Raw genomic sequence first — 20,947 nt, 5'->3', positions numbered from 1 at the left:
TCGAAATTGCTGGCTGATACGCGAGTTGACGCTCTTTTTACACTGCGTGGATTCGCTGTTCAGATCCACTTGAAGTTACCCTCTGGTCAATTGTGGCAGCGGGCAATACTGGGCAATGCGGGATTTCCTGGAGTCGATTATGTCGAACTTGGCCGCGAACCTCATCGCTACCGTGCGGACGCACCGTGATCGGCCTGCCGTGAAGCTCGACGACTGCGTGCTGACCTACGCTCAGCTGCACGACGCGGCGGCGTCCGTCGCCGGTGACCTGCGGTCCCGGGGCGTAGTACCGGGCGATCGGGTCGGGCTGGTGCTTCCGAACGTGCCAGCTTTCCCAATTCTGTTCTACGGCGCACTACTCACCGGAGCGGTCGTGGTGCCGATGAACCCGTTACTCAAGGACCGCGAGGTGCGGTACTACCTGGAAGACTCCGGGATGAAGATCGTCTACGGCTGGGACGGTGGGGGCGACGTCGTGCGCCAGGCCGCGACTGCCGCCGGGATCACCGGCATAGTCGTTCCGGCGACGGGACCCACCGAGTTGGGAGGGTCGCCGATCACCGAGCCCGTGGAGCGGGCCCCCGCCGACACCGCGGTCATCCTGTACACCTCCGGGACCACCGGCAGCCCCAAAGGCGCCGAACTCACCCACCACAACATGTCTTCCAACGCCTCCACAACTGTGGAGACGCTGATCGAGGCGGGCCCCGGCGACGTGATCATGGGCTGCCTGCCTCTGTTCCACGTCTTCGGCCTGACCTGCGGCCTCAATGCCGCGGTGCTGGCAGGCTCGCTGCTGACCCTCATCTCTCGATTCGACCCCGGCAAGGCGTTGGAAGTCATCGGCCGCGACCGGGTCACCGTGTTCGAGGGCGTTCCCACGATGTACGCGGCGATGCTGCATCACGTCGACGCCGAAGTCGCCGAGATGGGCTCGCTGCGCACGTGCATCGCTGGTGGTGCCGCGATGCCGGTGGAAATCCTGCACGCCTTCGAGGAGCGCTTCGGCTGCGAGATCTACGAGGGCTACGGCCTGTCCGAGACCGCCCCGATCGCCTGCTTCAACCAACCCGGTCACGAGCGCAGGCCCGGGACCATCGGCCTCCCGGTCCGGGGCTGCGAACTGCGCACCGTCGATGACCAGGGCTTCGACGTCCCGACCGGCGAGCCTGGTGAAATTGCCATCTGCGGCGAGAACGTGATGAAGGGCTACTGGAACCGCCAGGAAGCCACCGCGGTGGCCATCCCGGACGGCTGGTTCCGCACCGGTGACATCGCCACCAAGGATGCGGACGGCTACTACACCATCGTCGACCGCAAAAAGGACCTGATCATCCGCGGCGGATACAACGTGTACCCGCGTGAGGTCGAGGAAGTCCTTTACGAGCACCCCGCCGTTGCCGAAGCCGCGGTCGTCGGAATCCCGCACACCGAGCTCGGCGAGGAGATCGGCGCCGCCGTGGCACTCAAACCAGGCGAAACGACTGATCCGGACGAACTCAGACACTTCGTCCGCGGCCGGCTCGCGGCGTACAAGTACCCGCGCATAATCTGGCTCGTCGACAGCCTTCCCAAAGGTCCTACCGGAAAAATTCTGCGCCGCGAAGTCGTGCCACCGCCTTCCGGTGTCCGTCCGCCCGGGTCAGCCCGGCATCGATAGAGGCCGACAGCTCTCGATTGGGCTAGCCCCTCTGAGCATCGATGGGTGTGCGGTCCTGCTCAACGACAGAGTGCGGCCGTCAGTGCCGCTGAGCCGCTCCTCGGCCAACTCGCGCGCCGCGAACGATCCGCCAGCGGTCTTCGGCTCGCTGCCAATCCTCGATCTGCAACCCACCGGACTTGGCACCGGCGCAGCGGTCGATGCGGCCAACTTCAGGAATCTGCTCGCTGGCCGCTCGTCGTACCGGGGAGTATGACTGCCGAGTCCCGATTCGAGATCTCTGACGAGTTCGCCGCGTCGGCGCTCAAGCCAGGCTGGCCGGCGTCAGCCGCTTCTTTATCGCGTACTCGACCAGCTCGATCAGGGCTTCTTTGGTGGATGCCCGATCACGGGCGTCGCAGCTGACGATCGGTACGATCGAGCTGATCGCCATGGCGTCCCGGACGTCCTCGACTTCGTGTGCCAGCTGGCCGTTGAAGCGGTTCAGGGCCACCACGTAGGGCAGGCCGCGGTCTTCGAAGAAGTCGACGGCGGCGAAAGCATCAGCCAGCCTGCGGGTGTCCACCAGCACTACCGCGCCGATAGCGCCTCGGGCGAGGTCGTCCCACATGAACCAGAACCGATGCTGTCCGGGAGTGCCGAAGAGGTAAAGGATCAGGTCCGACTCCAGCGACACCCGGCCGAAGTCCATCGCCACGGTCGTGGTGTGCTTCTGGGGCGTGCACTCCAGATCGTCGACGCCAACGCTCGCCTCGGTCATCACCGCTTCGGTGGTCAGCGGGACGATCTCTGAGACGGATCCGACGAACGTCGTTTTCCCGACCCCGAAACCACCCGCCACAATGATCTTGGCGGAAGTCGCGGCGGGAACTGCCTCGGGCTCGTGGTCATATCTGGCGGAGTCCACTGAGTACCCTTTCCATCCACATGAGATCAGGAATACCGCCTTGGGCGGCGATGGACCGGTGCACGGCGACGAGGCCCCGGCCCGCCATCTCGTCGAGCAAGCCTCGGGTTGAGCTCAGAGGCAGCCGCAGCACCGCGGCAACCTCGGCCACCGAGCGGGGCAGATGACACAGCTCGACCACCGCTCGTTGCTCGAGGCGCAGCACGATCAGCTGCTCGCGGCCACGTGGGCTGGTAGACACCAACGTCTCCACCTCCAGTTGATCTTGCCACTCTGCCCAGTCCTCGGATCCGTGATCCGGTTCGACCCGACGGTGTCGGCCGGTCCGCCGGGACCACCAGGTGTCCTCGAGCTGATAGCCGTCCAGCACGTCCGCAAAGGTCGGGACGTTCTTCGCGTGGTGCCCATTGGGCACGGTCGACATCGTGGTTCACCCGCCTGTCGGTGGCGCCCTATCGGACCGGGTGCAGCGGCGAGGACGTGAGCAGCTGACCCGCCCGGTCGACGAGCATGGTCATCTCGTACGCGACCAGGCCGAGGTCGCAGGTCGGCGACGCCAGCACACTCAGGCAGGAACCGTCGCTGATCGACATGAGCAGCACGAGACCGCGCTCCATCTCGACGACCGTTTGCACGACCCGGCCTGCTTCGAAACAGCGAGCGGCTCCGTCGGTCAGGCTGACGAGCCCGGAGGTGACGGCCGCCAGTTGGTCGGCGTAATCTCGGGCCAGACCCGGTGAGGCGGTCAGCAAAAGGCCATCGGTGGAGACCACGATGGCGTGTGCGACACCGGGGGTCTGCTCGGCGAAGTGGTTGAGCAACCAGCCGAACTCGCTCCGCTCGTTCAACTTTGGGCTCCTCGGGGGTGGGGTGGGACGTGTACGGACTCGGCTTGCTCGGGTTTGCGGTGACCGGCCCGGCCCTGCCGGAGCCCCTTTTGATAGCTGGTGAGCTGGCTGCGGACCTGCTCTGCGCGACGGGCGGGCGCCTCGCGAGGCTTCGCATCCGTCGGGGCATGCGCGCCGCGCGGAATGAGTTGTGAGCCCGGCTTCCGCTTGGGCAGTCCGGAATCGGTGAGTCCGGAGGGTGGGGCTTCCGGCATCGGGTGCAGCGCGTGCGACGCGCCCCATTCCGGGGACCGTTGCTCGGGGGTGGCGCCGTTTCTGGCCTGGCCGGGATCGTCGGCCTCGGCCGATCCGAGCACGGTCGCCGCGGCCGGTTCGGCGCCGTTCGTGCCCGACCTGGTGGGTTGCGGGGTCAGGGGGTCGGGTGCTTCGCGTCCGGCTGACCGGAACCAGGCGGACTCCATCCGCGTGTAGATCGGTGTCTCGGAGGGCTCCGGCGGGGACGCGGCCGGCTCGGTGTGGACCGGGCTCGGCATCGAGGGCGGGTCGGGGGCGACGATCGGATCCGGTGCGTTCACCGGCACCGGCTGTGGACGCTGTGGCGCGCGCTTCCGCCGCTCGGGGAGGGCTTGGTCGACGCGTAGCGCCGGCCGAAGCGCCATGTGGACGCCCGAGCCGTTGACCGCGGTCCGTGCCGGGCGTGCCGTTCGGGTCTCTGCCGGCTTCCGGTCCGCGGTGTGTGTGCCGTTCTGCGTCTGCGCGGCCTTGCGTGGCTGCTCGCTGCCCTCGGGGCGGTGCTCTTGCGTGGGGGGTGGGTCGGTGGTGGCCGCCGGCGCGACCACCAGGTTGGCGAGCACGTGGACGTAGGCCGTGGTGCCGGACTGCTTGTTGTCGGTGGTGTGCGCGCTGGCCAGGCGCACGCGGATGCTGTGCCGGGCGGCGAGTCGGCCGACCACGAACAGGCCCATCCGGCGCGACGTGGACACGTCCATCGAGACCGTCCCGGACAGCCGACGGTTGGCGGCGGCCAGTTCCTTGGGCGACATGCCGACGCCCTCGTCGGAGATCTCGAGCAGGACGGACCCATCCGTGTTCCGGGTGCTGTTGACCAGAACCCGGGTGTCTGGCGCCGAGAAGTTCGTCGCGTTGTCCAGGAGCTCGGCCACCAGGTGCACGAGGTCGCTGGCCGTCCGGCCCAGAATCCGCGCGTCCGGTGGGGGCTGCACGACCACCCGCTTGTACTGCTCGATCTCCGAAACGGCCGCGCGCAGCACGTCGACCACCGGTACCACCTGGTGCATCCGCTGGGTGAGCTCGCTGCCGGCGAGGACCAGCAGGTTGTCGCTGTTGCGACGCATGCGGGTGGCCAGGTGGTCCAGCTGGAAGAGGTTGGCCAGTTGCTCGGAGTCCTGCTCGTTGCGCTCGAGCTGTTCGATCAGCCGCAGCTGGCGCTCGATGAGGCTTTGGCTACGCCTCGACAGGTTCACGAACATGCCGCTGACGTTGTTCTGCAAGGCGGCCTGCTCGGCGGCTAGGCGGACGGCCTGCTTGTGCACCTTGTCGAACGCCCGGGCCACCTGGCCGACCTCCGTGCGGCCCGCCACCGGCACCGGCGTCACCGCGCTGTCCGGGGCCTTGCCCTCCCGCATTCTCCGCACCGCTTCCGGCAGCCTGCGGTTGGCCACCTCCAGGGCGGTGCCGCGCAGTATCCGCAGCGGGTTGAGTATCGACTTGCCGATCAGGTACACCACAGCGGCCGTGGTCAGCAAACCGAGCAGCAGGATCACCGAGTTGATTCCGGCGGCGCTTCTGGCTCGCTCCTGCCGCTCGAGTCCGTTCGCCTTGATTTCCGCGCGCACGCCGGCCTCGGTGCCCCGCAGGTCGGCGAGTTCGGTGTCGTGCGCCGCATCCCACTCGGCCCGGTCGACGCCGAGTTGGTTGCGCGGAGCCTTCCGTTCGGCTGCGGCCCGGGCGGGCGTCGCCTCGTTGAGCGCCGTCTGCTTGAGTCGCACCCGCTTTCGGACGGCGGCGCTCTCGGTCCACTTGAGCAGCTCGCGGCGACCGCCGGCCGCGCCGATGCGCAGCTGGTCGATTGCGGTGAAGAGGCGTGCATCGGAGCCGCGGACCATGTCGGCATCCACCGGCAGCATCTCGCCCCGAGTGATCGCTCCGGCGATCACCGCTTGCTGCAGCGAGATCTGCTCATGGGCGGCGGCCAACGCGGTCACCTCGGAGGCCAGCCCGGCCGAGACCGGGGTACCCGTCTGGCGGCCCAGCGCGGCCTCGAACATCAGCATCGAGCCGATCAAACCGGTGTAGTGGTTGACCATCAGCGGGTCCGCGCGGTTGGCGGCCCCGTTCGGCATGTCTGGGCGGGTGTCGGTCACCCGGCCGCGCAAGGCGTCCAGCCGGGACAGCTGGTCGGTGATCTGCTGGTAGACCGCGCGCGGGCCGCTGCCCAGCGCGGAGGCGTCACCGATCATGGCCTTGGCGTCGGCCAGCCGGGCGTCCACCGCGGCGAATGCGTTCCGTAGGGGTGCCTGATCGCCGGCTCGAGCGCCGGCAACGAATACGGCCGCCTGGTACCGCTCGTGTTGCAGGTCCGTGACGAGCGCCGATACCCGGTCACCGGCCGCCAGGTAGCGGTCCAGGTGGCCGATCGCGGTCGCGTCGTCGACGTCGCCGGCGACTCGCAACACACCCAACGTCATTGCCAGCACGATCGGTACGGCCAGTACGGCCGCGAGCTTGACCGGGAGGTTCCAGTTCGTCGGAAGCAGCCGATCTAGCCGCATCGAGCCGGTTTCGGTGCCTCCCATCTCAGCACCGCCCGCTTGCGCTCTGTCCGGCGCGCACCGTCAGTCCTCCGCCCGGGCCGCGACCATGTTCTGCAGCTCCTGCTCGGTGTACCCGATCGCCAGCAGGTAGTCGGCGTACTCGACACGATCCGGCCGGCCCCGGGCGCCGGCCGCGCCGCCGGTATCGCGCAGGCGGCACACATGGCGTTCGACGTCGCCCGAATACCAGTTCCATGGGGAGTCTCCAGCAAATCGTTGAAATCGGCGCACCGCGGAAAACCGCCCGTTGATAGTGGTCAGGGAGAGCCGGCAAAAGACCAGGACCGTCCATTATCGATTGCCGCCGAACAGCTTCTGCTCACTTTCTCCGCGTCGGGCCTGTTCAACCATGCGGCGTACGTGTGCGGCTTCTGGGTCGATTTCCCGGTTGGTGAATCGTACGTACAAGGTGGCGAGCACCAGCGTGCTGAGGATCTGCAGAATGCCGGCTACCAGTGCCACGGTGATGTTGCCGATGACTTTCACCGCCATGAACTGCGGCGCGTAGCAGGCGAGCCCGACGTAGCTTGCGTACCAAGTAATAAACAGGATGCTGATCGGCAGAACGAATCCCCGTCGCCTGCGCTTGAGTTCGACAAACTCGTCGCTCTCATAGATCTGCTGGTATACGCTGGCTGGCGAGGTGAGATGGTTTTGGACGGTCATTTCCCGAATTCCTCCGGCTCAATGTGCGCGGATGTCGGCCTAAGCGGAGGCCGAAGACTCTCGTGTCACGCGGCGGGCGATGGCTTCCACTTCGGCGACGGTGAACACCAACTCGGTGGCCTCACCCGCATCGGGCACCGCCTTGGCCTTGAGAGCACCGACCGGCTCGGGGCGTGCCGATGCATCGCGCCGCGGTTCGAGGTCGTCGTCATATTCGTCGAATTTCCCGTGTTCGGGCAGATGGTCCGCGGCCTGGGCAACGGCTTCGCTCCCAGCGCCGGTCAGGGCTCGGACCTGCATTTCCGCGTGCCGATCCTGGCTGGCTTTCTCCGGGAACAGGAGCGAGACAACATATCCGAGCAGGAACGACAGCGGAATGGTCACAATTCCCGGGTTGCTCAACGGGAAATGCTGGAAGTTGGCGTTCGGGAGCATGGATGTCTTTCCGCCGGAGACCGCGGGGGAGAGCACGATCAGCGTCACCGAGGAGATGAGACCCGTGTAGATGCTGGCCAGTGCCCCCGCCGTGGAGAACCTCTTCCAGAACAGTGAGTAGAGAATCGTCGGCAGGTTGGCCGAGGCCGCCACGGCGAACGTCAGAGAGACCATGAACAGGATGTTCTGGTCCTTCGCGAGGATCCCTCCGGCGATCCCGACCACGCCGATCCCCAGCGCCGAGACCCGGGCGACCATGATTTCCTTGCGCGGCTCGGCCCTGCCGCGCTTGATGATGCTGGCGTAGACGTCGTGCGCGAACGAGGTCGATGCGGCGATGGTGAGCCCGGCGACCACGGCGAGGATCGTCGCGAAGGCGGCGGCCGAAACGATGCCCAGCAGGATCTCGCCGCCCAGTCGATAGGCGAGCAGCGGTGTCGCCGCGTTCGATTTGCCCGGCGCGCTGGCCATCGTGGCCGGGTCGACCATGGCGCCGGCCGCGTAACCGACCACCATTGCGGCCGTGAAGAAGGCCCCGATGAGCCAGATCGCCCAGGAGATGGATCGGCGCGCCTCTCGCGCGTCCGGCACGGTGTAGTACCGCATCAATACGTGCGGGAGCGCGGCCGTGCCCATGACGAACGCCATTGCCTGGGAGAAGAAGTCCAGGGTGGAGGTCGAGCTCCCCCCGTACTGCAGACCGGGAATGAGGATTGCCTCTCCGTGCGGGTTCCGCTCGATGGCGGCACCTAGCACCGCGCTGAAATTGAAGCCTTCACGGCCCAGTACCCAGGTCATTAGTACGAAGGTGGTGACCAGCAGCAGGCCGGCTTTGATGATCTGCACCCAGGTCGTGCCGCGCATCCCACCGATGAGCACATAAAGGGTCATCAGGATGCCGACACCGATAATCACCAGAGCCTGGCCAGCCTGACTTGTGATATTTAGCAGCAGGGCCACGAGGACGCCGGCACCGCCGATCTGGGCGAACAGGTACGAGAGCACGACGATGACCGTGGAGAGCGCGGCGGCCGCACGGATCGGGCGTTCGCGCAGCCGCAGGCTCAGCACGTCGCCCATGGTGAAACGGCCTACGTTGCGGATCGCTTCCGCGACGAGAAGCGCGGCCAGCCAGCCCACCAGCGCGCCGATGCAGTACAGAAATCCGTCGTAGCCGTAGAAGGCTATCGCGCCCGAGATGCCCAGGATGGCCGCGGCGGAGAGAAAATCTCCGGCAAGGGCGACCCCGTTCTGTGCGCCGGTGAATGTTCGGCCGGCGGAGTAGTAGTCCGCCGCCGAGCGGTTGCCCTTGCCGGCTTGCCGGACGACGACCAGGGTGACGACAGCGAATACCGCGAAGATGCTGATGTTCAGTGCCGACGAACCGATTCCGGCGGCCGGCGGTGTCGCTGAATACATGTCAGGCCCTTCTGCTGTCCTGTCCCGGGGGCCGACGCCGTTCCACCCGGGAAGAAACCCGATCAGGGGACTTTGGTCGCCCCCTTTCGCGAGCGGTCAACGACCCGTTGTGCGACAGGGTCACGACGGTCGAGGCAATCCAGAAATATCGAGCGCCGCGTCTCAGAAGATGTTTTGCCTGAGTGATGCCGGTAGCGCTGTGTGCAACATGTGCGCCGTACATCACCTGTGTGGGTTAGTTTAGGCCACGTACGCGATCGATATATGATGTTCTCATCATTCATACGTGTCGGGCGCGACCTTTGCGTTCACTCGTAAGGGGTGTAACAGTTACCTAATCTGTGTCGGTTGGATGTCCATCCCGGCCAGGCGTATCGCTCCCCCCGAGAGGTCATGACTATGTGTTTTGCAACGCCAAGCATCCAAAGTGAAACGAGTTCCAGCGCGAAGCTGACCCCTGTCCGGGTGGCGGCCCGCCACCCGGGCGCGACTTCGGCGCCGGTCGTGCCGAAGTCGGCGCGAGGGACGTGCTGAGCGTGGCGCGTCGTCAAGACTCGCCCCATGTGCACGAGCCTGAGTCGGCCGCCAGGCGAGAGCCCATGGGGCTGGAGGCGCAGCTCTACGTCGCGCTCTACACCGCGTCGCGCACCATGAACAGCTCCTATCGCCCGCAGCTCGCCTCTCTCGGGCTGACTCACACGCAGTATCTGGTCATGCTGGTGATCTGGGAGCGGGGCGTGGTGACCGTCGGCGAGCTCGGTGATCGGCTCCAGCTCAGCTCGGGGACGCTCTCGCCGTTGCTCGCCCGACTCGAGCGGGCGGGTCTCATCAGTCGGCGTCGTAGCGTCGACGACGTGCGCAGCGTCGAGGTGCGGGGCACCCGGGTGGGCCTCCGTCTGCGCCTCGAGGCGGAGGGCGTGCCCATCGCGATCGCTCGGGCCTCCGGGCTGACCCGGACCGAGGTCGCCGAACTCCGCGATGTCCTGCAGATGCTCACCATGCGGCTCCAGGTGGCGGATCTGTAGGGCGCGACCGATCCGGGCACTCACATGTGTCGTATTAAAGTCGGCCGGCGAATTTTCGTAACTTCGAACCTCGGGAGGCGTTGATCGAACCAGGCCGGTCCGGCAGTGCCCGTGAGATCAAACCGGGGCAGATGGCAGCCGGGCCATGAGGGACATGAGGAGGTGAGCTTGCGTTGCTTCGGCGAAGCAAGCTCGGGGTGTTGGGGCTCGTCGGTGTGGTGGGTGCGGGCTTGGTGTTGGTGCTCGCGGCGCGCCCGGTGTTCGCGGATGAATCCGGAGGGGGGTCCGGCGAACGCCGGGCCGGTCCTTCGCTGTTGTATGCGGATTCCGTCAAGGCGAAGCAGCAGGAGAACGCCGGGATCTGGAAAGCCAGACCCATCGGCATCTGCCACGCGAGCGCCTATCACAAGGGCGAGTACGTCCACCAGGGCTGCATTTACGATGACCAGGGGGGCGGCAACCAATACCGGTGGCCGGTCGACACCATGTTGCGCAACTACACCTATCCGGAGAATCCGGCTTACCGACGCAACGCCGCGGATATCCTCGAGATTCGGGTGAAGCCGCTCGACTCGGACACGGCATTCCGGATCACCTTCAACACCATGACCGATCCGGACCTCTTCGGATTGACCCTCGCGCTGGGCGACTCGGACAAGCCGATGGAGGTGCCGCACGGCGCCAACACGGTGATGCCGGCCAAGAAGTTCGTGACCGTGCACGGCTCGAAGGGCGACATCGTCGATGCGGCCTCCGGTGACACACTGGGCGAGAAGCCGACGGTGCAGGTCGACACCGAGCGTCGCCAGGTGGAGATCCGGGTGCCGCACTCGGTGTTCAACCCGCGTGGGAAGGAACGCATCGCGGCCGCGGCCGGGCTGTGGGACCGCGACGACGACCAGTACCTGGTCCCCCGGGCGACCGCCGACAAGACCCATCCGGGTGGCGCGGTGCTCGGCGACTCCAGCCCGTCCGCGTTCTTCGACACCGCGTTCCGGTTCAAGGAACCGTTCGAGTCGCCTTACCTGGACAACGACCAGCGCCGCGCGATCGCCAAGGGCAACCTGAGCGAGTTCTTTGCCGACGTCGACTTCAACAAGCTGGCCAAGGGCGTCGACGACGACAGCGAGACCCCGACCAGGGGCTATCTCACCCGGCTGTTCGCCAGCAAGTGGGAGTACGCGCAGGGCCGGCGGCTGCCCAGCGACCCGGGTGGCCCGCCGCCGGGTGCCGGCACGCAGCAGGGCGGCATCCAGACCGGTACCGGGAAGGGACAGGACGGCCGGTTCAGCCTGCAGTTCGGTTGGCCGTGCCGCGACGAGTGCGTGCCCGACCTGCCCGGCCGGATGCAGCGCTACAGCGTGTACGTGCCGGAAGCGGCGCCGCCGAAGGGTGGCTACGCGTCCATGCTGTACATGCAGGGGTACGCGCTGCGCCCGGGGGACAACGTGGCGGGCCACAAGGGTGACCTGTACCGCCACTTCGCCGGGCTCAAGGGCAACCCGACGATGGTGATCGACGTGGACGCCCGGGGCAACGAGAACTGGAGCTACGGACAGAACGGGGCCGCGCTGTTCGAGGCTCTCGCGGACGCCCGGCGGCACTACGACCTCGACCCGGACCGCACCTCGATGGGCGGCTTCTCCAGCGGTGCCTACTCGGCGAACAAGATCTCGCTGACCTTCCCGGACGTGTTCAGCCACGCCTTCATCTGCGACGGCCTGGACGTGGCGCCGTCGTTCCCCGGCCTCAACGGGGTGGCGGACGTCCTGCCGGTGGACACGGTGACCAAGCACGAGCCGGGTTCCAAGCTCACCCCGATGCTGCCCAGCCGGCGCAACCAGCCCGTGATGGAGTGGATGGAGGGCCTGCCCGGCGACTTCATCCCGATCTCGATTACCCGCGAGCGGGCGAGCGCGTACGCGAAGAGCGACCTCGACTACGAGGCCATCACCTGGATGGGCGCCCCGTCCGAGCACCTGATCATGTGCAAGAACGGCATGTTCAACATGGTCTCCGACTGGATGGGGCGGAAGCCGCGAGCGGAGAACCCGCACCACGTCACGTACGTGCGCAACACCTACATGGACGATCCGAAGTTCGGCCTGGTCGGTGACCATGCCTACTGGCTGTCGGGCATCGAGTCCAAGAAGGGTGACATCGGCAAGATCGATGCGATCTCCCACGGCATGGGCCTGCGGGACGCGCCGGTGCCGGCCAAGAAGCGCACCAGGATCGGTGTGGGCTCGGGCAATCCGCTGCCGGCCAACCCGTACCTGCGCGAGTACCGGCATCTCGACGCCCCGGAGAAGGCGCCGGTCCGCAACGCGCTGGACATCGAGTCGACCGACATCAGCGAGGTGACGGTCGACCCGAAGCGGGCCGAGATCGGCTGCGACGCGGAGCTGAACGTCAAGACCAACCGGCGGCTGACCGTGCACCTGCTCGGCTGCGACCGCTCCGAGACGTTCGAGGGAACCGGCGGGCGCGGCATCACGCCGTACAACCCGCCGGACGTGCTGAAGGGAGTGGACGTGCCGAAGGGCGCCCCGTTCCCGGAGGAACTCGGCGGCAACGTGCCGCAGGCGCCCCTGAGCGACCTGCCGCCGCTGCGGTTGCCGCCGAACGTCGGTGACCCCAAGCCGACGAGGAGCTGAGTCGCCGACCCGTCCGGCGGTGACTCATGAGCGGCGCCGAACCCGCGCGGGGTTCGGCGCCGCTCGGCCGCGCGCGGTGACGGCTGAGGCACCTGGGGCCAGCGGGATACGATCATCGACGCGGACCTGGGTCGAATAGCCGGGTTGCGTTGCTCGGGCATCGGCACGGCATAAAACTGTGGGTCGGCGCGAAGTGGCCTCGCGCGGGCGGCGGAGGTGGCTGTGAAAGCAAGGTCGTTGGTTTTCGACATCCTCGCCGGCTACCTGCGGCACCGCGGTGGCGAGGTGCGGCTGCGCAATCTCGTGTCGCTGATGCGCTGTTTCGACATTCCCGAGACAACCGTGCGGGTCGTGGCGATGCGGCTGCGCAATGACGGATGGCTGTCGAGCCTCCGCGAGGGCCGGGAAACGGTGTACACCGTGACCGACGCCGGGTGGAAGCTTCTCGACGAGGGGTCCGACCGGATCTTCAACCGGCCTTTCGGGCCGTGGGACGGCCAGTGGCACATGGTCATCTATTCGGTTCCGGAGATGGAACGGACACTGCGCGACCAGCTGCGGAAAAAGCTGTCCTGGCTCGGTTTCGGGCCGTTGTCCGCCGCCATCTGGCTGAGCCCGCACGATCGGCGGGAGCAGGTCCTCACCGCGTTTGCCGACCAGCCGTCGGTTCAAATGGACGTCTTCCGTGCCCGTTCCATGGGGTTGGAGGCCGACCGCTCGATCGTTTCCCGGGCATGGGATCTCGAGGCCCTGGACCGCGCCTACGTCGAGTACCTCGAGGTCTACCGCCCCCGGTTGGTGGCCTACCGGGCCGGAGAGTTGGGCGGAGCCGACGCGTTGGTGGAGCGGATGAAACTGATCGACGACTATCGCGGCTTCCCCTTCAGCGACCCGGACCTTCCGCCGGAGCTGCTTCCCGTCGGCTGGCACGGCCGCCGTGCGCATGAAGTGTTTCTCGAGGCTCACGGGCTGCTCCGGCCGGCGGCGGAGGCGTATGTCGGGTCGGTCCTGGATGTGGCGGTGGCGGCGGAGCAAGAGGCCGGCTAAGGCCACATCATGTGTGTCACTTCGTAGACGGTCGTTTCCTGGATGTAGTATATTGTCGGCATTCCGCCGAGGACGCGGAAGATCTCGCGAACGAGGAGCGTGTTCTGGGTGCGACAGGCGAAGAGTGCCCCGGCGCGGTCGGCGCCGATGGTGGTCGCGCTGTGTTTTCTGACGATCGTCTTCGACGGTTACGACCTGATCGTCTACGGCTCGGCCATGCCGAGCCTGCTCGCCGAACCCGGCTGGAACCTGGGGCCTGCCTCGGCCGGAGCAATCGGAAGCTACGCGCTCGCGGGCATGCTGGTGGGGGCGCTCGGAGCCGGCGCACTGACCGACCGGCTCGGTCGCCGGTCCGTCATGCTGCTCGGCATCACGTGGTTCTCGGCGCTGATGGTCGGCTGCTCTCTGGCTCCAACCTCCGGGTTGCTGGGCTTGCTCCGATTCCTGGCCGGGCTCGGCCTGGGCGGCGTGATCCCGTCGGCCATCGCGCTGACCGTCGAATACGCGCCGAAGGCTCGGCGACAGCTGTACAACGCGATCATGTTCGCCGGCTACTCGGTCGGCGGCGTGCTCGCGGCCCTGCTGGCGCTGCTCCTGCTGCCCGGCTACGGATGGCGGCCGCTCATGGCGATCGGTGCGGTGCCCCTGGTGGTCGTGCTCCCGCTGGCCTGGAGGTTTCTGCCCGAGTCGGCGGGCTTCCTGCTGGCAAGGGGGCGGGTGGCCGAGGCCGAGGTCCTCGCCGCCCAGTACGGCCTCGACCTGCCGGCGCTGCAACGGGAGCGTGCGGCGGCCGTGGGCAGGTCCAGGCCCGCCACCCTGTTCCACCGTGACCGCCTGCGTGCGACGCTGCTGTTCGGCGCGGCCAGTTTCTGCGGGTTGTTGTTGGTCTATGGCCTCAACACCTGGCTGCCGCAGATCATGCGCGAGGCCGGATATCCGCTCGGCTCCGCGCTGACGTTCCTGTTGGTGCTGAACCTCGGCGCCATCGCTGGCACGGTCGTGGCGTCGGCTCTGGCCGATCGGTATGGGTCGAAGCCGGTCACCGTGTCGGCGTTCCTGCTCGCGACAGCCTGCCTGGTCGTGCTCAGTCAGCCGGTCGACACGACGCTGTTGTTCGTGGCCGTCGGCGTGGCCGGGCTGGGCAGCGTCGGAACGCAGATCCTGGTCAACGGTTATGTGGCCGTACAACATCCGGCCCCGGTCCGCGCCAGTGCACTGGGCTGGGCGCTGGGGATGGGTCGAGCCGGTGCGATCGTGGGGCCCCTGTTCGGGGGCTGGGTGCTTGCCGCCGGGATCGGCTTCGAGTGGAACTTCTACGGCTTCGCCGTCCCGGCCCTGTGCGGTGCCCTGTTGATCGCCCTGGTGCCACGCGGGCCCGCCGAGGACATCGCCGAGCAGGCCGAGCAGGCCGAGTCGACGAAGCAGGAGTCCGTCGCGTGACCTCCACCCGGCCGCCGGAGAGCTCACCGTGGTGCGGCGTGCGGCCGACACGAGGCCCCCGTACTCCGCGCGGTTAAGGGGGAGGAGCGGGGATGACCAGCGTTCCGGACGACCGCGAGCGCCGGTCAGCAGGGCCGTCGTTCGCTGACGTCATGAACGGGTTCTCGGTTGACGGCAACCGCGGGCACAGACGTCGCCGGCGTGCCCACCGGCAGGAGGAACCGGAGCCCGAGCCGGAGTACTACCAGGCGGAGCCGGAGTACTACCAGCCTGGACTCGACCCGCTCGACGCGCCGGCGGGAACTCACCTGGCGACCGCGGACGAGGATCACCGGTATGCCGTGGACGGCTCCGCGTCGGCCGCCGTGCGGCCTTATGCCTGGACCATGGGCCGCACCAAGTCCCAGTACCACCTGGAGATCGAAACCCTGGTGTCGACCAGCTCGCGGGGACGGGACCAGCTGGCGCTGTTGTCGTTCGAGTACCGGTCGGTTGCCGACCTGTGTGCCCGGCCGCGTTCGGTCGCCGAGGTGGCGGCGCTGCTGGAAGTTCCATTGGGCGTGGCGAAAGTCCTGTTGGGGGACATGGCCGGCCTCGATCTGGTCATTGTGCATCAAACTGTCAGTGGCAATGGCAATGTGCCCGCCCTGGCCTTGATGGAAAGGGTCCTCAGCGGACTCCGCCGTCTCTGACGGCAGTTGCGGCGGAGCAACGGAAATAGGCCGTGAACAACATATTCAAGTCGTACGCAACGGTTCTCCAATATAGCGGGAGCGGGCGGACTGAATTAGTGAAAAATGAGACGGGAGATAGCAGTGTGACCCAATGGTCATACTGAATTCTGCTTGACGTATCGTGGGTGTTTGGTATCCTTAAACGGCCTCTTCGGATTTGAGTCGACGATGTGGTCACAATCGGACTTGTGGCTGCCGACCTGGTGCTTTGGCGCCCGATTTCGTCCGAGTTCATGGTGCTTATCCGAGTCTTCACTGGTTGGAGGATGAACTGATTACTGGATCCTCGGAACTGTCGCCTGACTTGTTGGGCGACAAGTCTGGTGTGGAGACCGTTCCGATTGGTCAGCTGTCAGTTTCGGTGTCGCCCCGGACCGCGGGGATCGATGACGCGCACGTTCGAATGCTGGCCGGGGTAGCGGGTGCGTTGCCGCCGATCATCGTGCACCGCCAGACGATGCGTGTCGTCGATGGTATTCATCGACTTCGCGCCGCGGTGTTGCGTGGCCAGACGGAGATCGACGTGCAGTACTTCCACGGCAGCGACCAGGATGCGTTCGTACTCGCCGTTCATGCCAACACCACGCATGGACTCCCGTTGACGCTGCGCGATCGGACGGCCGCCGCCGCGCGCATCCTCGCCTCTCGCCCGCTGTGGTCCGATCGGCTTGTCGCCCTGGCCGTCGGCCTGTCTCATCAGACGGTGGGGGAGATTCGTCGGTGTGCAACTGGAGAAGACGACCAGTTGCACGTCCGAATCGGCCGCGATGGCCGCGCTCGTCCACTTAACAGCGCGAACGGACGACGACTTGCCGAAAAGCTGCTCATGGACGACCCCACGGCGTCGTTGCGTCAAATAGCAAGGGCGGCCGGGATCTCGCCGGGAACGGTTCGAGACGTACGGGACCGGATGAATCAGGGCAAGGATCCGGTGCCCGCCAACCTTCGGCGCGTCAAGGGTTCGTCGCGGGAGTCGCACGGTCGGAGAGAAGTCGAACGAACCGGAGACGTCGTCCCGGTGGTGCAGGTGCTGCGCAATGATCCGTGCTTGCGGCACACCGAATTGGGCCGGGTCCTGCTTCGGCTCCTCGACATGAGTGTGGCGCTTGTGCGGGAGCGTGACGCGCTCATCGAGAATGTGCCCGCGCACCTCGCGAGCCTGGCGGCGGAGGGGGCTTACGAGTGCGCGATGGCATGGCAGATTTTCGGGGAAATGCTTCAGGGCGCTGGTGAGCAAGCCGGCCAACACGGCACAACCGAAGTGCCCCAACAGAGGCAGAACGACGGAGCCGTTCCGTGATTATCGAAAACCGGCGGGGTGTGGTCGCACTCGCGCTGCTCGCGGCCTTTATGGCCTTTGTCGACGGCACGATCGTGAACCTCACGCTGGCGCAGCTGGGCGCGCATCTGCAGGCGTCGCGACCGGAGCTCGAATGGGTGCTGAATGCCTACACTCTGTCGTTCGCGGCGGTGATGCTGGGCGCCGGCGCATTGACGGACACCCTCGGCGCGAAGCGGGCGTTTGTCGGCGGCCTGCTGGTGTTCACGGCGTCCTCGGCGGTGTGCGCGGTGGCGGGGTCGATGTTGGTGCTCAACCTCGCGCGCCTGGCCCAGGGAGCGGGCGCGGCGCTGCTGCTGCCCAGCGCGCTGGTGTTGGCGACGGCGAGCGCGAGTGACGAGCGGTTGCGGCATCGGCTGGTGGGCTGGTGGGCCACGGCGGCGGGTCTGGGTATGGCCGCCGGGCCGTTGCTGGGCGGGGCGCTCGTCTGGGTCGCGGATTGGCGGGCCGTCTTCGCGGTCAACGTGGTGATCGGCATCCCGGCCATCGTCTGGAGCATTTCCTCGATACCCGCGACACCGCGTCGGGATCGTCACCTCGATCTCGCCGGCATGGGCACGGCAACCGTGCTGATCGGTGGCCTGGTGTTCGCGCTGATCGAAGCCCCGGACCGGGGATGGGGCAGCCCCGCCGTTCTCGCCTCGGTGGGTCTGGCGGGTGCCGGGGCCATCGGATTCATCCTGGCCGAGCGATCGGCGCCGGCACCGCTGCTCCCGGTGGGCGTCTACGCCGACCGCGGGTTCGTCAGGACCACGGCTCAGGGGGCATTGTTCAACTTCGCGTTCTACGGGTTGCTGTTCGCGATGGGCTTGATGCTCCAGCAGGGCCGAGGCCTCAGTGCGTTGGCCAGCGGCTTGCTGTTCCTTCCGTTGACCGGGCTGATCGCCGTCGGCACCCTGTGCGCGGCACCGTGCGCCCAGCGTTTCGGTCGGCGCGCGGTCCTCGGGATCGGCCAGGCGGCGCTGTCCCTCACGTTCCTCGCCGTGGCCTGGGCCAGCACCGTACCCGCGCTCTGGCCGCTGGTTCTGACGCTGGTCCCGGCCGGGTTCAGCGCGGGCCTGCTGGCCCCAACGATGATCTCCCAGACCATCGCCGCCGTCGAACCCCCGCTGCATGGCGCGGCATCCGCCGCGTTCAACACCGCCCGCCAGGTCGGCGCGGCCATCGGCGTCGCCACCTTCGGCCCCCTGCTCGGGACGACACACGACCTCCGCAACGGGTTCATCGCCTGCGTCATCGTGAGCGCCGCCGCGACCGCGGTCACGCTCGCGCTCACCTTGCTGGCGGGCCCAACTCGGGCGGTGAAAGTACTCGCCGACTGAACATGCTGTCGGTGAATTTAGCGACTCACGACCTCAGGTGCCCGTACGACCATTCCTGAAATCCCGGACAAGTTGCACGCCAGATGATGGCGTTGACGCGGAAGCGGCAGTCGGGCGAGACTAAGGCAAGTCGCTCGATTTCGACAAAATAACCCCCCTGACATCCGCACCTTACGCCCCCCAGGACACACCAGATCGTGGCCAGTTGCTCCGGGTCACGACTTTTGCGGAGGAAAAAAGAGATGCGCCTGACTAGGCAGAGAATGCTTCACAGCATTTTGGAGGACCAGCTCGCGGAACGGCCGACGGACATCGCGGTGCGCGATAGAAATGAGTCACTCACATATCGTGAGCTTGATCGCCGTGCCACTCGGTTGGCGGGTTTGCTGCGGTCTCGAGGCGTGCGTCCCGAAACGCCGGTCGGAGTGTGCGTACGGCGGTCCGTGGATCTGGTCGTTTCCTTCTTCGGCGTATTGCGGTCCGGTGGGGCCTACCTGCCGCTCGACCCGGCGAATCCCGTCGAGCGGCTTGACTGGATGGCCAGGGACGCCGACCTCACCTCGGTGGTGACGGATACTCAGAACCGAAATCTGGTGCCCGGCTCATTGGCGACCGTGTTGATCGACCAGGAATCCGCCGAACCGGATCCGACGTGGAGCTCGGCATTCGAGCAGTCCGCCGACAGCCTGGCGTACGTCATCTACACCTCGGGTAGCACGGGGCGTCCCAAAGGCGTGATGGTCTCTCACAGCAATGCGTTTGAGCTCGTTCGTGCGCAACGTGAGGCCGGGCTCGTCCCGGCCGGGTCGAACGTTCTCGGTTTTGCACCGATCGGCTTCGACGCATCGATCTGGGAGATGCTGATGGCGGTCGGTCACGGTGCTCCGTTGCACTACGCCGACAGCCCCGATGACTTGTCCGGCATCGAGAACTGCGTCGCGACGCTCGTGCCCTCCATCCTTGATGTGCTCGATCCGTCGGAAATGCGTTTTACGAGCGTCATCTCGGTGGGGGAGCGGCTCGATGCGTCCCTGGCCAAGCGTTGGTCCAGGACGGTGCCGGTCTCGAACGCATACGGGCCGGCGGAAGCGACCGTGTGGGCCACCCTCTCCGAGGTGCTGACGCGGTTCACCGAGGAGCCCGGCATAGGTCGTGCACGGAGCGGCTGCAGCGTCTATCTGGTCGACGCCATGGGACACCTGGTCACGCCGGGCGACGTTGGTGAACTGTGTATCGGCGGAAACGGAGTGAGCAGGGGGTACCTGGGCCGGCCCGGCTTGACCGCCGCACGTTTTCAACCCAATCCATGGGGGCCGGCCGGAAGCCGTTTGTATCGCACGGGTGACCTTGCTCGCCAGCGCCCCGACGGGAGTTATGAGTTCCGCGGCAGGATCGACGATCAGGTGAAGATCGGGGGCCGCAGGGTAGAGCTCGGAGAGATCGAGAGCGCGCTGCGGACAATTGACGGAGTCGAGGACGCCCGGGTGGTCCTGGCGAAGGCTCATCAGGGCGACGCCAAGTTGGTGGCAGCCGTTAGGCCCGGAAATTTCGCTGGTACCGACGAGCAGGTAATCAACCTGCTCAAGAAGCGGCTGCCCGAGTACATGATTCCCACGTCGATTTCCCGGGTCGACTCATTCCCACTCACCGTGAACGGGAAGTTCGACGGCGCCGCCCTGCGTGAGCGGGCACCGGCGGCGGAACCGGTGTCCGCCCTCGATCATCCGGTGAACACGCTCGTCGCGGCACTTTGGGCGGGCACGCTCGGGGTACCAAAGGTTGGCCCCGACGACAACTTCTTCAGCCTGGGCGGACATTCCTTGCTGGCCAGCAGGCTGATCGCACGACTTCGCTCGACCCTGCGCGTCCAGATTCCGGTCAGTAGTCTCTTCCAGTCACCGGTGTTGCGGGTCTTCCTCGATGATGTTGTGGCCCGCGCCATCCGCGACCGGCACGACCCGGAAGCCGACCGGGCCTACTGGCGCGGTTTGCTGAGCGACCCGAGGGACTTTTCCGAGGTGCCACCACTGTGGAGTGCGTCGGGTCCTCTGTCGGCGGGCCTTCCGTTCGGTGATTTCGATGTGCCGCCCGGCGTGGTCGAAGCAGTGCGGGATTTTGCCCGCGACGAGTGGGTGACGCCATTCATGGTGTACGTCGCCGCGTTCGGTGTCGCACTCGGTGACCACGTCATGGCCCGCGAGCTCGTGATCGGAGCATCCACCGGAGTTGGCCAGTCGTCCGGCCGATCGCCGGCCACGGTATTGATGAGAGTTGCTTCGTATGATGCAACCCTCGCAACAGCGGTCGCATCGGTCCGATCGGGGATCGTCGGGGCGTATTCGCACGATGACTTCCCGCGAGATATCCCGGCCGATTTGGAGCCGGATTCCTCGGGGCATGTTTTACTGGGATTCTTGGTGTCCGTGAACGAGCCGGATTCGGACCGTGAACCGGCCCGGGGTGCCTTTCATCTGAAATTGACTGAAGATGTGGCCGGGCTGCACGGCGCGATCCGCATCGCGGCTGAGTTCAGCGATGAGCGGGAGATCCTACGAGGGTTTCACGATACTTTTCGCACGGTGCTGCGTCAGCTGCATTCGTCATAGCGGAGGAG

General features: G+C 66.6%; 16 protein-coding genes. 9 read left to right on the top strand and 7 right to left on the bottom strand.

Annotated elements, in window-relative coordinates; translation table 11 throughout:
* The first annotated feature begins 115 nt into the window (after positions 1–115).
* Positions 116–1,660, top strand: a complete 1,545-nt coding sequence (locus tag ABEB12_RS06605; RefSeq protein ID WP_345702617.1) for a long-chain-fatty-acid--CoA ligase — start codon at positions 116–118, stop codon at positions 1,658–1,660.
* A 304-nt stretch (positions 1,661–1,964) separates the two neighbouring features.
* On the opposite strand, the gene ABEB12_RS06600 is transcribed toward ABEB12_RS06605, so the two are convergent.
* From ABEB12_RS06600 to ABEB12_RS06570, 7 genes are all read right to left on the bottom strand, one after another.
* The gene (locus tag ABEB12_RS06600) at positions 1,965–2,567 is read right to left on the bottom strand and encodes an ATP/GTP-binding protein (RefSeq protein ID WP_185062867.1); all 603 of its coding nucleotides are present in this window, start codon (positions 2,565–2,567) and stop codon (positions 1,965–1,967) included.
* The gene (locus ABEB12_RS06595) at positions 2,548–2,991 is read right to left on the bottom strand and encodes a DUF742 domain-containing protein (RefSeq protein WP_185062866.1); all 444 of its coding nucleotides are present in this window, start codon (positions 2,989–2,991) and stop codon (positions 2,548–2,550) included. Before ABEB12_RS06595 ends, ABEB12_RS06600 begins: the two co-directional genes overlap by 20 nt.
* Before the next feature lie 28 nt (positions 2,992–3,019).
* Complete coding sequence (locus ABEB12_RS06590) at positions 3,020–3,415, bottom strand: roadblock/LC7 domain-containing protein (protein WP_185062865.1); 396 nt, start codon at positions 3,413–3,415, stop codon at positions 3,020–3,022.
* Positions 3,412–6,231: a nitrate- and nitrite sensing domain-containing protein gene (locus tag ABEB12_RS06585; protein WP_185062864.1), complete on the bottom strand. Its 2,820-nt coding sequence runs from the start codon at positions 6,229–6,231 to the stop codon at positions 3,412–3,414. The genes ABEB12_RS06590 and ABEB12_RS06585 overlap by 4 nt, the downstream gene beginning before the upstream one ends.
* A 39-nt stretch (positions 6,232–6,270) precedes the next feature.
* Complete coding sequence (locus tag ABEB12_RS06580; protein WP_185062863.1) at positions 6,271–6,411, bottom strand: hypothetical protein; 141 nt, start codon at positions 6,409–6,411, stop codon at positions 6,271–6,273.
* A gap of 129 nt (positions 6,412–6,540) precedes the next feature.
* Complete coding sequence (locus tag ABEB12_RS06575; protein ID WP_185062862.1) at positions 6,541–6,915, bottom strand: DUF485 domain-containing protein; 375 nt, start codon at positions 6,913–6,915, stop codon at positions 6,541–6,543.
* Between the two features lie 39 nt (positions 6,916–6,954).
* On the bottom strand, positions 6,955–8,769 hold the full coding sequence (locus ABEB12_RS06570; RefSeq protein ID WP_185062861.1) for a sodium:solute symporter family transporter: 1,815 nt from the start codon (positions 8,767–8,769) through the stop codon (positions 6,955–6,957).
* Positions 8,770–9,368: 599 nt separating this feature from the next.
* Here ABEB12_RS06570 and ABEB12_RS06565 point away from each other — a divergent pair.
* From ABEB12_RS06565 to ABEB12_RS06530, 8 genes are all read left to right on the top strand, one after another.
* Positions 9,369–9,794, top strand: a complete 426-nt coding sequence (locus ABEB12_RS06565; protein WP_185062860.1) for a MarR family transcriptional regulator — start codon at positions 9,369–9,371, stop codon at positions 9,792–9,794.
* Between the two features lie 200 nt (positions 9,795–9,994).
* Complete coding sequence (locus ABEB12_RS06560; RefSeq protein ID WP_185062859.1) at positions 9,995–12,451, top strand: hypothetical protein; 2,457 nt, start codon at positions 9,995–9,997, stop codon at positions 12,449–12,451.
* A gap of 237 nt (positions 12,452–12,688) precedes the next feature.
* A complete protein-coding gene (locus ABEB12_RS06555) occupies positions 12,689–13,498 on the top strand; it encodes a PaaX family transcriptional regulator (RefSeq protein ID WP_345702616.1) in 810 nt (269 codons plus the stop codon).
* Positions 13,499–13,645: 147 nt separating this feature from the next.
* Positions 13,646–14,938, top strand: a complete 1,293-nt coding sequence (locus ABEB12_RS06550; RefSeq protein ID WP_185062858.1) for an MFS transporter — start codon at positions 13,646–13,648, stop codon at positions 14,936–14,938.
* Positions 14,939–15,030: 92 nt separating this feature from the next.
* Positions 15,031–15,630, top strand: a complete 600-nt coding sequence (locus ABEB12_RS06545) for a DUF742 domain-containing protein (RefSeq protein ID WP_185062857.1) — start codon at positions 15,031–15,033, stop codon at positions 15,628–15,630.
* A gap of 301 nt (positions 15,631–15,931) precedes the next feature.
* Positions 15,932–16,972, top strand: coding sequence for a ParB N-terminal domain-containing protein (locus ABEB12_RS06540; protein WP_345702615.1), 1,041 nt, complete (start codon positions 15,932–15,934; stop codon positions 16,970–16,972).
* On the top strand, positions 16,969–18,333 hold the full coding sequence (locus tag ABEB12_RS06535) for an MFS transporter (RefSeq protein WP_345702614.1): 1,365 nt from the start codon (positions 16,969–16,971) through the stop codon (positions 18,331–18,333). Before ABEB12_RS06540 ends, ABEB12_RS06535 begins: the two co-directional genes overlap by 4 nt.
* 242 nt (positions 18,334–18,575) lie before the next feature.
* Positions 18,576–20,939: an amino acid adenylation domain-containing protein gene (locus tag ABEB12_RS06530; protein WP_345702613.1), complete on the top strand. Its 2,364-nt coding sequence runs from the start codon at positions 18,576–18,578 to the stop codon at positions 20,937–20,939.
* Positions 20,940–20,947 lie beyond the last annotated feature (8 nt).

It is taken from the genome of Actinospineispora eucalypti, assembly GCF_039543365.1.
In the GTDB taxonomy this organism is placed as follows: Bacteria; Actinomycetota; Actinomycetes; order Mycobacteriales; family Pseudonocardiaceae; genus Pseudonocardia; species Pseudonocardia eucalypti.
Note: the sequence above shows the minus strand (reverse complement) of the source record. Positions and strands in the feature narration are given on the sequence as shown.